At 46.7% G+C, this 14,396-nt stretch carries 10 protein-coding genes; 6 read left to right on the plus strand and 4 right to left on the minus strand.

The window, feature by feature from the left end; translation table 11 throughout:
• Nucleotides 1-17: 17 nt before the first annotated feature.
• Nucleotides 18-4,610, minus strand: a complete 4,593-nt coding sequence (gene gltB, locus BW952_RS10880; protein WP_045851356.1) for a glutamate synthase large subunit — start codon at nucleotides 4,608-4,610, stop codon at nucleotides 18-20.
• A 131-nt stretch (nucleotides 4,611-4,741) separates the two neighbouring features.
• Here gltB and gltC point away from each other — a divergent pair, with 131 nt between their 5' ends.
• Nucleotides 4,742-5,647 carry a glutamate biosynthesis transcriptional regulator GltC gene (gene gltC, locus BW952_RS10885; protein ID WP_045851357.1) on the plus strand — a complete coding sequence of 302 codons (906 nt, stop codon included), beginning with the start codon at nucleotides 4,742-4,744 and terminating at the stop codon, nucleotides 5,645-5,647.
• A 190-nt stretch (nucleotides 5,648-5,837) separates the two neighbouring features.
• Here the strand turns inward: gltC and BW952_RS10890 are convergent, their stop codons facing one another.
• Together BW952_RS10890 and BW952_RS10895 are read right to left on the minus strand one after the other, a co-directional pair.
• Nucleotides 5,838-7,067, minus strand: coding sequence for an aminopeptidase (locus BW952_RS10890; protein ID WP_045851358.1), 1,230 nt, complete (start codon nucleotides 7,065-7,067; stop codon nucleotides 5,838-5,840).
• Nucleotides 7,068-7,122: 55 nt separating this feature from the next.
• A complete protein-coding gene (locus BW952_RS10895; RefSeq protein ID WP_045851359.1) occupies nucleotides 7,123-7,569 on the minus strand; it encodes an RrF2 family transcriptional regulator in 447 nt (148 codons plus the stop codon).
• 166 nt (nucleotides 7,570-7,735) lie between these two features.
• Between BW952_RS10895 and hmpA the strand changes: the two genes are divergently transcribed.
• Nucleotides 7,736-8,935, plus strand: a complete 1,200-nt coding sequence (gene hmpA, locus BW952_RS10900; protein ID WP_045851360.1) for an NO-inducible flavohemoprotein — start codon at nucleotides 7,736-7,738, stop codon at nucleotides 8,933-8,935.
• A 115-nt stretch (nucleotides 8,936-9,050) separates the two neighbouring features.
• Here hmpA and BW952_RS10905 read toward each other — a convergent pair whose 3' ends face one another.
• On the minus strand, nucleotides 9,051-10,361 hold the full coding sequence (locus BW952_RS10905) for a putative bifunctional diguanylate cyclase/phosphodiesterase (RefSeq protein ID WP_169714099.1): 1,311 nt from the start codon (nucleotides 10,359-10,361) through the stop codon (nucleotides 9,051-9,053).
• 262 nt (nucleotides 10,362-10,623) lie between these two features.
• Between BW952_RS10905 and motA the strand changes: the two genes are divergently transcribed.
• From motA to BW952_RS10925, 4 genes are all read left to right on the plus strand, one after another.
• On the plus strand, nucleotides 10,624-11,427 hold the full coding sequence (gene motA, locus BW952_RS10910; protein WP_045851362.1) for a flagellar motor stator protein MotA: 804 nt from the start codon (nucleotides 10,624-10,626) through the stop codon (nucleotides 11,425-11,427).
• A complete protein-coding gene (gene motB, locus BW952_RS10915; protein WP_045851363.1) occupies nucleotides 11,414-12,172 on the plus strand; it encodes a flagellar motor protein MotB in 759 nt (252 codons plus the stop codon). Before motA ends, motB begins: the two co-directional genes overlap by 14 nt.
• Before the next feature lie 113 nt (nucleotides 12,173-12,285).
• On the plus strand, nucleotides 12,286-12,804 hold the full coding sequence (locus BW952_RS10920; protein WP_045851364.1) for a type 1 glutamine amidotransferase domain-containing protein: 519 nt from the start codon (nucleotides 12,286-12,288) through the stop codon (nucleotides 12,802-12,804).
• A 127-nt stretch (nucleotides 12,805-12,931) separates the two neighbouring features.
• A complete protein-coding gene (locus BW952_RS10925; protein ID WP_052698478.1) occupies nucleotides 12,932-14,380 on the plus strand; it encodes a methyl-accepting chemotaxis protein in 1,449 nt (482 codons plus the stop codon).
• Nucleotides 14,381-14,396: the final 16 nt, after the last annotated feature.

Consider the following 14,396-nt stretch of genomic DNA (forward strand, 5'->3'; position numbering starts at 1 on the left):
CAATTCATTCTCCTTTCTTACGCGTTTTCAACGACTGGCATTTTTTTCTCTGTGAATGCGGCATATTTCGCATCAGTCGTTTTCATTCCTTGCTGCTCATAGTAAGAAATGGACTTCATCATTTCTTTAAATTCATGTGGAATCACACGGATAAAGTTGTGTTTTTCTGTTTCCCAGTTTTCCAAAATGGAAGCGGCAAGCGGGCTGCCTGTCCATTGAACGTGACTTCTAATGAGCGCTTTAAGTTCGGATTCTTCCTGAGCGCCTTCGAGTGATTCAGTCAGCACCATTTCGCGGTTTACGCGGCTTTCTGCGCGTTCCCGTTCTGGCGCGTACAGGTAGGCAATCCCACCGGACATACCAGCAGCGAAGTTACGGCCTGTTTGACCGAGGATGACGACGCGTCCACCTGTCATGTACTCACAGCCGTGATCCGTAATGCCTTCAACGACGATGTCAGCACCGCTGTTCCGGACGGCAAAGCGTGTACCGGCGCGTCCGTTAATAAAGGCCTGGCCGTTTGTGGCACCGTATAAGTTTACGTTTCCGCAGATGGCATGCTCATGCGGAACGAGGTTGGCGTCACTGTGTGGACGGACAACGAGGCGTCCGCCTGACAAGCCTTTGCCGAAATAGTCATTCGCATCTCCGTTTACGGTAAACGTCAATCCTTTTGGCAGGAATGCACCAAAGCTTTGTCCGGCGGAGCCGTTAAACGTGAACTGAACGGTGTTGTCCGGCAGACCTTCTGCGCCGTGTGCCAGCGTGACAGCTGAACCGGTAATGGTACCCGCTGCACGGTCTGTGTTGACGATATCAAATTCGCCTTCCACCACTTCTTTATTTTCAAGCGCAGGACGCACAGCATCTAAGAGAAGACGGCGGTCAATGGTGCGCTCTAATTTATAATCCTGATCCTTCGTTTTAAACTGCTTTTGACCCGGCTTAAGCGGCGTCATGTAAAGAAGAGGGAACAGGTCAAGGTATTTTGCTTTTGGATGCTGATCTTTCCGCGCATGCGGCTTCAGCACTTGCTTCTGACCGATCATTTCATCGATTGTCCGGAAGCCGAGCTCTGCCATTAATTCACGGATTTCACGGCCGACGAATGTCAAGTAATTCACGACATGATCCGCGTCGCCCGTGAATTTTTCACGAAGCGCTGGATTTTGAGTCGCAACCCCTACCGGGCACGTATCCATATGGCAGACACGCATCATGACACAGCCTAGAACGACAAGCGGTGCTGTTGCAAATCCGAATTCTTCTGCGCCAAGCAGGGCAGCCATCACAACATCGCGCCCATTCATCAGCTTGCCGTCTGTTTCAAGTGTTACTTTTTCGCGTAAGCCATTCATTAGGAGCGTCTGGTGTGTTTCAGCCAGTCCGATTTCCCACGGAATACCGGCATGTTTAATACTCGTTTTTGGTGAGGCACCAGTACCGCCTTCATAGCCGCTGACCAGGATGACATCTGCAAGGCCTTTCGCCACACCGGCTGCAATCGTGCCGACGCCTGTTTTAGCGACGAGCTTCACATTAATTCGCGCCTTATGGTTGGCGTTTTTCAAATCGTAAATAAGCTGCGCCAAATCCTCAATTGAATAAATATCATGGTGAGGAGGAGGGGAGATCAAGCCCACACCTGGTGTAGAACCGCGTGTTTCAGCAATCCATGGATACACCTTTTTGCCTGGAAGGTGTCCGCCTTCACCCGGCTTTGCTCCCTGTGCCATTTTAATTTGAATTTCTTTTGCTGTGTTCAAGTATTCGCTCGTTACGCCGAAACGACCGGATGCAACCTGCTTGATGGCACTTGAACGCATATCGCCATTCGGATCCTGCGTATAGCGGTCAGAATCCTCGCCGCCTTCACCGCTGTTGCTTTTCCCGCCGAGACGGTTCAGTGCGATAGCCAGTGATTCATGCGCTTCTTTACTGATCGAACCGTACGACATCGCACCGGATTTAAACCGTTTAAAAATGCTTTCAAGCGGTTCAACCTCATCAAGTGGAATCGACGGGCGGGCAGAAAAGTCAAGATCAAGCAATCCGCGAAGGAACATAATATTTTCTTCATTCACAAGCGATGAATATTGCTTGTACAATTCGTAGTCATTTGTCCGTGATGCGTGCTGAAGCATGTGAATCGTTTTCGGATTGAACGCGTGCTTTTCGCCTGTCCGTCTCCAAACAAACTCACCGCTTGAGTCAAGCGTCGGATCACTGAACTCGCCTTTGCCAAATGCTTCATGGTGGCGGGCCAGTGTTTCTTGCGCGATGACATCTAACGTAATGCCGCTAAGAGCTGTTGTTGTACCAGTAAAGTACGTTTCGATCACGTCATGGCCCACACCAACCGCTTCGAAAATTTGAGCGCCGCGGTAGCTTTGAACCGTTGAAATACCCATTTTCGCCATGACTTTAATGATGCCGCTCGTTGCTGCATAGTTGTAGTTTTTCTCGGCTTCTTCCGTCGTCATGTTTTGAATCGTGCCATCTTCAACCATTGAGCGCAATGAAGCGATCGCAAGATATGGATAAATGGCATCTGCACCGTAGCCGATCAAGCAGCAGAACTGATGCACATCGCGTGCTTCTGCTGTATCAAGCACAAGGCTCACATTCGTGCGGCGGCCTGTTTTAATCAAATGCTGGTGCAGTCCGCTGACCGCTAGAAGAGCAGGGACGGCCGCTTTTTTGTTCGACACGCCTCTGTCGGATAAAATCAGAATGGACGCGCCGCTTTGGATCGCTTCATCTGCTTTCTCGAACAATTGTGACATCGTTGCCGCTAAATCGACTTTTTCTTTTGTATTAAATAAAAGAGAAAGTGTGGCTGTTTTAAAGGCCGCTTTTTTATTGTAGGCAATTTTATTCCATTCTTTTTCGCCAAGAATCGGTGTTTCCAACCGGATTCGACGGCTGTTTTCGGCAGAAGGGGTCAAAATATTTCCTTCGTTGCCAAGAAGTGTCATCATAGAAACAACGTTATCTTCACGAATAGCGTCGATCGGCGGGTTGGTAACCTGCGCGAACAGCTGTTTAAAGTAATTGTATAAAAGCTGTGGACGTTCAGACAGCACCGCCAGCGGTGAGTCATAGCCCATCGCGCCGATTGGGTCAATTTTTTCCGTTGCCATCGGTGCGATTTGTTTTGTTAATTCGTCATACGTGTAGCCAAAGGATTTATGAAGGCCAAGCAGATCTTGTTCTTTAAATGATTCTTGTTCAGCATCCGCTGCTTCTTCAAGGTCCGTAATGTGGGTTAAATTATGATCTAGCCACTCACGGTAAGGCTCAGCTGTCGTGATTTCCTGCTTGATTTCTTCATCAGAGACGATGCGCCCTTCTTCTAAATCAACGAGAAGCATTTCACCGGCGCTGACCGTTTCTTTTTTCACAATACGCTTTTCATCCACTTCGATCGTGCCGACTTCGGATGAGTAGATGATATGGTCGTCATCTGTTACGTAATAACGAGCAGGGCGCAGTCCGTTGCGGTCAAGGATTGTGCCGATTTTGCGTCCGTCTGTGAACGAAATCGATGTCGGACCGTCCCACGGCTCCATCAAGCAGCTGTGATACTCGTAAAAGGCTTTTTTCGGGTCTGCCATGTGCGGATCACGATCCCACGGCTCCGGAATAAGCATCATCGCTGCATGCGGCAATGAACGGCCGGATAGCGTTAAAAATTCAACCGCATTGTCAAGCATGGCCGAGTCACTGCCGTTTGTATCAATAATTGGAAGCAAGTCTTTATACTGATCACCGAATAATTTCGAGTAGCCGGCTTTTTCGCGAGCCTGCATCCAGCTGACGTTTCCGCGGTTTGTGTTGATTTCTCCATTATGGATCAAGTAGCGGTACGGGTGAGCCCGTTCCCAGCTAGGGAATGTATTTGTACTGAAACGGGAATGAACGAGTGAGTAAGCTGATTTATACTCTTCTTTCGCCAGATCTAAGTAATACTGGTCAATTTGCTCAGGTGTCAGCATCCCTTTGTAAATAATCGTCCGTGTTGAGAAGCTTGGAATGTAAAACGTTCCCTTTACATCCGGGTTATGGCCGATTTCATTTTCGATGCGTTTTCTCATTATATACAGTGCGCGTTCGAAATCTTTTTCGGTTTCGTGCTTACGGCTTTTTTCGACAAAAAGCTGCATTACATAAGGGGCGATCACAAGTGCTTCCGGTCCCGCTGCTTCCGGGTTCACCGGAACGTCTCGCCAGCCAAGAAGCTTTAAGCCTTCTTCGTGAACAATTAATTCTGTCTCTACTTGAATTTGCTCACGCTCTTTTTCATTTTTCGGCAAAAAGAACATTCCGACTGCATATTCATACGGTGCAGGTAATGTAATGTTCAAGCCTTCACATTCTTTACGGAAAAAATCATCGCAGATTTGCAGCATAATTCCTGCACCATCGCCTGTTGTTCCGTTTAAATTACCGCCACGGTGTTCTAGGCGGCAAAGCATATGAATACCATCCTGCACGATTTTGTGGGATGGGCGTCCTTTAATATTCGCGATAAATCCGATACCGCAAGCGTCATGTTCGTTTTTCGGGTCGTACAAGCCCTGTTTTTCTGGGTAACCGTATAGATTCATGTTGTGCACCTCCGCGTTCAAATCATCTTTCTCTGTTAATATTTATTGTAAAGACGATAAATGATACAATCAATATATTATTAATCATTTATTCATCTCAAATTGATATGAATCGAAAGGTGTGTCTAGTAATGGAGCTGAGACAAGTAAAATATTTTATGGAAGTGGCGCGCCAGGAGCACGTTACAGAAGCCGCTTTTCGACTTCATGTTGCCCAGTCGGCCGTCAGCCGGCAAATTGCGAAGCTGGAGGATGAACTGGGCGTTGAATTGTTTCTTCGGGAAGGAAGAAGTGTGCGGCTGACACACGCCGGGCGTATTTTTTATGAGCATGCCATAATTGCGATGGAGGCAATGGATAAAGCGGTCCAGGCAATCGATGATTACTTGAACCCGGAGGCCGGAAAAATCCGCCTCGGCTTTCCGAACTCCCTTGCGACAAAAACACTTCCTCGAGTGATTTCAGCTTTCCGCACGCAATATTCAGACGTCGGATTTGACTTTAAGCAGGGATCGAACCGCGAGCTGCGCGATTTAGTCGGGAAAGGTGAAATCGATCTTGCATTTGTTTCGCCGGTTCCTGAGCCGACTGCGGATATCAGTACCCATGTTTTTTTCTCCGAGCATATGAGGGCGCTTATTCCAACGCATCACCGTCTATCGAAGCAGGTGTCGATTAATTTGCGGGATTTAAAGGACGATCAGTTTGTGCTGTTCCGGACAGGATACGATATGCGGGCACTCGTCATTGAAGCATGCAGGCAGGTGAACTTCGAGCCTGCGGTGGCGTTTGAAAGTGAAGATATTTACACCATTAAAGGGCTGGTGGAGGCGGGACTTGGCATCAGCCTGCTGCCTGAAACGCTGCTCATTGACCAGACGCCGGCCGGAACCGTCAGCATTCCCGTGAGCGTGCCGCGCGTCACAAGAACCGTCGGCATTATTATGACCAAATCACGCCCGCTGCCACCGTCAGAAAAGTTATTTTATGAATTTTTGATTAAATATTATAACCGGTTGAATGAGTTCAGCTTTTAACGTTTAAGGATGGCGCAACTGGGCCGATTAACGCGCAATTAATTAAATGACGGCGCAATTATCAGCATTACGGCGCAATTCGCATGGAAATGCGCCGTGTTCTTCATAATTGCGCCGTAAAGGAAGTAAGGATTACATGATGAAAGCAAAAAAGCCGGTCGACTGCTAAATGCAGTCGACCGGCTTTGTTTTACGCCCAGTTGCCGTTTCGGAACAGGGGCTCGCGGGTGCCGTCGGCTTTGATGCCGTCAATGTTCATATCAGCCGAGCCGATCATGAAGTCGACATGGGTGATGCTCGTGTTCAAGCCGTTTTTCTCAAGCTCCTCCTGAGACATCGCTTTGCCGCCTTCAATGCAAAACGCATAGGCGCTGCCAATGGCCAGGTGATTTGAGGCATTTTCGTCGAACAGTGTGTTAAAGAAAAGAATACCGGCATTTGAAATCGGTGAATCGTGCGGGACTAATGCGACTTCGCCTAAATAATGCGAACCTTCGTCCGTGTCGACCAGCTGTTTTAAAACGTCTTCCCCTTGCTCAGCCGCAACATCCACGATCCGGCCATTTTCGAATGTAACGGTAAAGCCGTCAATGATATTTCCGGCGTAACTGAGCGGCTTTGTGGCTTTCACATATCCGTTGACACCCGTTTTAACCGGAACGGTAAATACTTCTTCCGTCGGCATGTTCGCCATAAAGCTGTGACCTTGTTCATTCGTGCTGCCAGCGCCAACCCACAAGTGTGTATCCGGAAGGTCGATCGTTAAGTCTGTTCCCGGTGCAGTATAATGAAGCGTTTTGAAATGCTGCTCGTTCAGCACCGCTACTTTTTCGCAAAGTCGTGCGTCATGTTCTTTCCACGATTGGACCGGGTCATCGTGATCGGCCCGAACTGCTTTAAAGATCGCTTCCCAAAGAGCCGGAATCCGGTCCTCCTCAGGCAGGCTGCCGTATACTTTATCGGCCCAGTCTTTAGAAGGGGCCGCAATGACAGTCCAGCTGACTTTATCGGACTGAATGTATTCGCGGTACTTTTTCATCGCGGCACCAGCTGCTTTTTGGTAGGCGCCAATCCGTTTCCCGTCTACGCCCTTTAACAAGTCGGGACCGGAAGAAACGATGGACATAAACGCCGCTCCGCTTTCTGCAAGAGATTCCATCATCTGTTTGTTCCATTCCGGAAATTCATGAAATGCTTCGTCGGGGGCAAGGGTATACTTTAATTTAGAAACCGTGTCATCGCTCCAGTCCACATAAACGTGTTTAGCGCCGGCTTTATACGCTTTTTCAACAATCAGACGAACCAGTTGGGCTGAATCGATGGATGCGCGCACTACGAGTGTTTGTCCCGTCTGCACATTTACCCCGGTTGTCACCGCAAGCTGTGCATATTTGTTTAATTGTTCCTCGAAAGTAGTCATTGGCAATCTCCTTTATCGTGTACTATTCCCTAAGTGTATCAAAAAAACCGCTTTCTTACGTGCTGGGCGCATCGGCTTCCAAAAAGATCCGCAGCATATCTTTATCAGCTAAAAAATCATTCAGCGTGTAACGGTCTAACACTGCCATAAACGCCTGCAATGCTTCGGCGAAAGCATGGCGAAGGCCACAAATTGGTGTAATTACACAGCGGCCGGGATCAATAAAGCATTCCACAAGATGAAAGTCATCCTCCGTTTTGCGGACGACGTCGCCAATGTTAATTTCTTTTGGTTCCTTTGCCAGACGGATGCCGCCGTTTCTGCCGCGGATCGTTTCAATATATCCCAGCTTGCCAAGCTCATGGGTCACCTTCATTAAATGATTTTTTGAAATATTATATGCGTCGGCAATTTCTTTAATATTGGACAATTCGCCTTTTTCTTTTGCACCAAGAAAAACAAGCACTCGAAGCGAATAATCAGTGTAAAGTGTCAGTTTCATTTTTTCTCACCTATCCTATATACCTATTATGGCATGTAAAAAGAAAGTTGTGCAATTGTGAACATTTTTTTAAACATACATTTTATATATTGTTTTTACGATTTCAATACCGTATAAATAAGATGTATAGAAAATACATCTTTAAAAAGACTCGGGAGGAATTATTGTGCTATCACAAAAAACGATTGATATTGTTAAATCAACTGCTCCTATTTTAGAAACACACGGCGTTGCCATTACCACGTATTTTTATAAAACGATGTTCGAGGCGCATCCCGAACTGCTGAATATTTTTAACCATGCAAATCAGTCACAGGGGCGACAGCAGACTGCACTGGCCAATACGGTCTACGCGGCAGCGAAGCACATTGACCAGCTGGAAGTGCTTCTTCCGGCGGTAAAGCAAATTGCACACAAACACCGCAGTCTGGCCATTAAGCCGGAGCATTATCCAATTGTCGGCGAATATTTATTAAAAGCGATTAAGGGAGTTCTCGGTGACGGTGCGACCGATGAAGTCATTGCGGCTTGGGGAGAAGCTTACGGTGTGATTGCTCAAGTATTCATTGATGTGGAAAAAGAAATGTATGACGCAGCAGAGCAGCAGCCGAACGGTTGGAAGGATTTCAAAGAATTTTACATCGATAAAAAGGTGGAGGAAAGCTCTGTTATTACATCCTTTTATTTAAAGGCAAAGGATGGCTCACCGGCCCCGGCTTATCTGCCAGGCCAGTACATTACCATCCGGACAGCCATTCCGGGAGAAGAGTTTTTAGTGAACCGCCAGTACAGCCTGTCACAGGCACCGGGAAGCAATGCATTCCGTATTTCGGTTAAAAAAGAGGCGGACCACGATCCGAAGGGCAAAGTATCCAACTTCCTTCATGATGGACTAAATGAAGGCGATACAATAGAAGTAAGTGCACCGGCAGGAGACTTTTATCTGGAAAAAGGAAGCCGTCCCGTCGCGTTGATCGGCGGCGGTGTTGGCGTGACGCCAATGATGGCGATGCTTGGTACGATTGCAGCTGAAGAGCCAAGCCGGAAAACGGTGTTTATTCAAGCAGCACGCAACAAAGAAGCGCATGCATTCGGCAGTGAGGCGGCATCTCTCGTCAGCCAGCTGACAGATGGAAAAGTATTCACAGCATACGAAGAGAAAAAGAATGATTCTGACGTCTGTGATGTAACGGGATACATTAGCAAGGACTTTTTAAACGAAGTAATCGATTCAAACAGCATTTGTTACGTTTGCGGTCCAGTGCCATTTATGCGGGCTGTTGTTCAGCACTTAACGGCGCTTGGCTTTGACGCACAAGACGTGAAATACGAGTTCTTCGGCCCTGCAATGGCGCTTCAGGCTTAAGAAGCAGGAATTTGGAACAAAATATTTTTAATAGAAGAGAAAGCCGGACAATCGTGCAAATTTGCATGCGTTCGGCTTTCTTTTTTGATCCGCATTACTATGTCCCGGTTCCTATTCATGACCCGTATTTTGACCGGTCTTTATACAGGGATAATGCTTCCGGACGTTCAGGACGGCTGATGAGGTAGCCTTGAATTGAATCACAGCCGAGCTTTTTCAGCACATTTAGCTGCTCTTGCTTTTCAACTCCTTCTGCCACAACCGACAGCTTGAACAGCTTGGCGAGCTGGATAATCATTTCCACAAGCGCCTTGTCCTCAAAGGAAGTATGAACGCCGTCAATAAAGGATTTATCAATCTTTAATGTATCGATCGGCAGTTTTTTGACGTATGTCAGCGATGAAACGCCGGTTCCAAAATCATCAAGCGAAATCGCAATGCCTTTCTTTTTCAACAATGCAATAATTTGAAAGGCTTCATCAAAATGCTCCATAATGGCGGTTTCGGTTATCTCCAATTCTAAATGGCTTGCAGGAAGGTGAAAGTCCTTTAGAATTTTGCTAATCATTTCAGGGAGACGGTCCGATAAAAACAATGGGGCCGAAATATTAACCGCGATCCGCTTAATTGGGTGGTCCGTCTGCACCCAGTGATGCATCTGCCGGCAGGACTCCTCTAAAATCCATTTTGTTAAATCGAAAATAAAACCGTTTTTTTCAGCCGCCGGAATAAAAACGGCAGGTGAAACAGCACCGTGAATGGGGCTATCCCAGCGAACAAGCACCTCAGCCGAATCAATTGAATTCGTTCTTAGGTTGAATTTCGGCTGGTAGCATAAATAAAATTCACCGTTTTGAAGGGCGCTTTGAAAGCTCATCGCCAGCTGCCGCTCAAAATCCTGCTGCTGAAAAGAAGGATGGTACAAAACGATATCATTTTTGCCGTGGTGCTTAACGTGGCGAAGAGCCCGTTCGGCATGGAGAAGCAAGGTGTGGCAATCCAGGCCATCCACAGGTGCCAGTGCCACACCGGCTGAAAAGGTTAAATGGACGGGTTCCCCATATACGTGAAACAGATTTTGCAGCGGAGAAAACTGTTCAGACAGCATCGTTTGAATTTCCTGTCTGCTGTATGTGCCCGGAATGGCCAGGGCAAACTTGTTTCCTTCTATTCTGGCCACCAGGCTGTTTTTTGGAGCAAGAAAGGCGAGACGCTGTGCAAATTCGACAATAAGTGCATTTCCGCTTTCGTAGCCGTATCGTTCATTCACCCAGTTGAAATTGTCAATATCAATGACCACAACGGCAACTGGAAGCCGAAGAGGGATGGTTCTGTCTTGAATAAACGGCTCAAGCTTCCGGCGATTTGGCAGGCCGGTCAGGTGGTCCGTGTGAGCAAGGCGGCTAACAATCTTTCTTTTTGACAAAAATAGGAATGTTATCACGGAAGGGATAAGAATGAAAAAAAGAATCGTTAAGTTTATCATAGGTTAAAAGACCTCGTTCTTGTTTGAATACTCATTATTTTATCAAATAGATGTAAATCTAATGATAAGATTTTATTAATTTTTACCCATCTAAAAGAAAGATGTAACAGTTTTGTCATTCTCTTTCTTTGTCGAAACGTGTAATATATATTCTTAATAGAATGAAAAATTAAAGTCTAGAAAAATAAGGAGTTAGCATATTATGGATAAATCCTCACTGATTGGTATTATTTTAGGGCTGGTTGCAGTTGGAGTTGGAATGGTGGCGAAAGGTGTCAGTCCAGCTGTATTGGTCAACCCGGCCGCATTTTTAATTATTATTGTGGGGACAGTAGCCGCTGTTACCATCGCTTTTCCGGGCTCTGATTTGAAAAAAGTCCCAAAATTATTCGGCATCTTGTTTAAGGACCAAAAAAGAATGAGCCCTCAGGAAGTCATCGGCTTATTCACTGGCTGGGCTGAGCTGGCTCGGAAGGAAGGCCTTCTTTCGCTGGAAACAAAGATGAACGATATTGAAGATGACTTTTTGAAAAATGGGATGAGCCTTGCGGTTGATGGGCAAAGTGCCGATTATATACGGGACGTGTTAAGTGAGGAAATTGCTGCGATGGAGGATCGTCATTTATCTGGAGCCGCTATTTTTACGCAGGCCGGGACGTACGCACCTACACTCGGAGTGCTGGGTGCTGTTATTGGCTTGATTGCGGCCCTGGGCAACATGAGTGATACGGATGCGCTTGGACATGCGATTTCGGCCGCTTTTGTGGCAACCCTTCTCGGGATTTTCACAGGGTACGTGCTGTGGCACCCATTTGCCAATAAATTAAAGCGTAAATCGGCGATGGAGGCAAAGGTAAAGGAAATGATGATTGAAGGCATTTTGTCGATCCTCGAAGGTGAGGCCCCGCGAGTTTTAGAGCAAAAGCTGGCGTCTTATTTACCGGCAGATGAAAAGAAAAAGCTGTTAAATGAAAGCGGAGGAGGACAAGGAGATGTCCAAGCGTAAGCGGCATAAAAAGCATGAGGAGCACGTTGATGAGTCCTGGCTGATCCCCTATGCCGATTTGCTGACCCTTTTGCTCGCCTTGTTTATTGTTCTTTTTGCGAGCAGCTCCATTGATGCCCAGAAATTTCAGGCGATTGCTTCTGCATTTAACAATGAGCTTGAGGGCGGCAGTGGCGTTCTTGACTTTCCGAGTCCCGTTTCTGATCCATCTATGTCGGAATCGGAGGAGCAGGAAAACTTAAAGGCAGCCGATCAAAAAGAACTGCAGGAAATGCAGGAAAAAATGACGGCTTATATTAAAGAAAATAACCTTCAAGACAAAGTGGAAACAACGTTAAATGGGGAAGGGCTGCTTTTGAGGATTCGGGACAATGTTCTTTTTAATTCAGGTGAATCGGACATTCAGCCGGCGCAGCTGCAGAGTGCACAGGATATCGCAAAACTTCTGATTATGGATATACCGAGAAGCATCATCATTAGCGGACATACAGACAATGTGCCGATCAGCACGGCTCAATTCGATTCGAACTGGGAGCTAAGTGCGATGAGGGCGGTTAACTTTATGAAAGAAATTTTGAAAAACGACCAGCTCGATCCACGGCTGTTTAGTGCGAAGGGATATGGAGAATATCAGCCGATTGCTTCAAATGATACGCCATCGGGGCGCGCTCAAAACCGCCGTGTGGAGATCTTGATTTTGCCTCAGGGGGAAACCGAGCAGTCCACAAATTCTGCCACACAGTAACAGAAAGGGAGGCGCTCCTTTTCTGTTTTTTTGTTTAAAGAATGGATCCCCGGGTAAACTTCCTACTGTAAACAAAAAGGAAGATGCAAAAACGAAAGGGGAATATAATTATTATGAGTAAAAAAATTGCCGTGTTAATTACAGATATGTTCGAGGATGTAGAATACACAGAGCCTGCGAAAGCGTTTCAAGAGGCAGGACACGAGTTGGTCAACATTGAAAAAGAAGCAGGGAAAACAGTGAAGGGCAAACAAGGCGAAGAAACGATTTCAATTGACAAAGGAATCGACGAAGTGAAGTCGGCTGACTTTGATGCACTGCTTTTGCCAGGCGGATTTTCACCGGATCAGCTTCGTGCAGATGACCGCTTCGTACAGTTCACGAAAGAATTTATGGATGCGAAAAAACCTGTTTTCGCCATCTGTCACGGTCCACAGCTTTTAATTACAGCGAAGTCTCTTGAAGGACGTGACGCAACAGGCTTTAAATCTATTCAAGTCGATTTGGAATACGCCGGCGCGAACGTACACGATAAAGAAGTCGTGGTTTGCCAGGACCAGCTTGTCACAAGCCGCCAGCCGGAGGACATTCCAGCATTTAACCGGGAAGCACTGGCACTGCTTGCAAAATAAATTATGAGAAAGGCCACAAATTTGTGGTCTTTTTTTTATGAAAATCTATCGTTTTTTGATGCCAGATAATAGTATAATAGGATGTATGAACTATTCTATTTTTCTTACTTTTAAAGGGGTGTCATCGATGAAAAGCTTGCGTAAAAAACTGTTAATCAGCTTTGGTGTGTTAATTGCACTGGCTATATTGAATTCGGCGGTCAGTTTCGTTTCGATTTCCATCTTGAATCAAAATACGGAAAATCTGCTTTCTGAAACGCTGCCTCAATTATTGGACAATGAAGATATATCAGCTGAAAACGCCCAGCAGATCACAGCTGAAAGCGAAAGTGTGATTGCGCTCGGACAGCGTTCAATGGCTATCAGCCTTGTGTTGGCTATTTTGTCACTGATTGTTGGTCTGCTTCTGGCCATGGGCAGTGCCAGATCGATTACGCGTCCTTTAAAGCAAGTAGGCATCCGGATGAAGGAAATGGCTGCCGGCCGTATTCACGCGGAACCGCTCAACACGACATCAAAGGATGAAATCGGGCAGCTTGTATCAGCAGCCAATGAACTGAACGGCCAGCTGTATGAAATGCTGGGGAACATGAAGGGAATCTCCGGAAAAGTGGAAGTAGAAAGCTCTTCTCTTCATAGCCAGTCCGAACGCGTTCAGCAGGAAACAGCTCAGGTTGCCGCGATGATGCAGCAAATGTCGGCTGGCGCTGAAGAGCAGGCTCGCTCAGCAGCTACATTAACAGAAATGTTCGGGAAGTTTGTAGAGGATATTTCGATTGCCGCTATGAGCGGAGAAGAAGTAAAGCAGGGCGCGGCCGATATGGTTTCGTTAACGGTCGAAGGCGAAAAAGAAATGAAAAATTCTGTTGACCAGATGAATACCATTTATCAAAATATGACCAATGCTCTTGAGAAAGTAAAAGGGCTGGATGATCGGATGAAGGACATTACAGAGCTTGTCAGCATTATTAAACAAGTGGCGGAACAAACGAACCTGCTGGCTTTAAATGCTGCTATTGAAGCAGCGAGAGCAGGTGAGCATGGCAGAGGATTTGCGATTGTCGCAGATGAAGTCCGCAAGCTTGCCGAACAGGTGGCACAATCGATCACGGGCATTAATGACATTATCGCAAGCGTTCAGCAGGAGTCAACAGAAGCGGTGAGCACGCTTGAAAGCGGCTATGAGCTCGTTTCACAGGGAAGCAGCCAGATCACCGGCACAGGGGAAAAATTCAGTGACATGAAAGAGCGGATCAGCCAGGTCAGCACGAATATTACATCGATCTCAGACTCTCTTTATGTCGTCATGGATCACACGGTCAAGGTAAACCAGGCAATCGCGAATATTGCTGCAGTTTCTCAGGAATCGGCGGCAGGTATTGAAGAAGCTGCGGCAAGTGTACAGGAAACAAACCAGTCGGTTGACGCGATTTCGCACATTGCTTCTCAGCTGGACCAGCATTCCAATGAACTGGGCGGGTACATTGACCAGTTTCAAACCGAAGCCGACCAGGCAGCGGAAGACATTCAAGAAAAAGAAGATCCTCAGGCTGAAGAAAACGAAAGCACCCGCTGAATGCGGGTGCTTTCTG

It is taken from the genome of Domibacillus enclensis (genome assembly GCF_900156125.1).
Taxonomy (GTDB): Bacteria; Bacillota; Bacilli; order Bacillales; family Domibacillaceae; genus Domibacillus; species Domibacillus enclensis.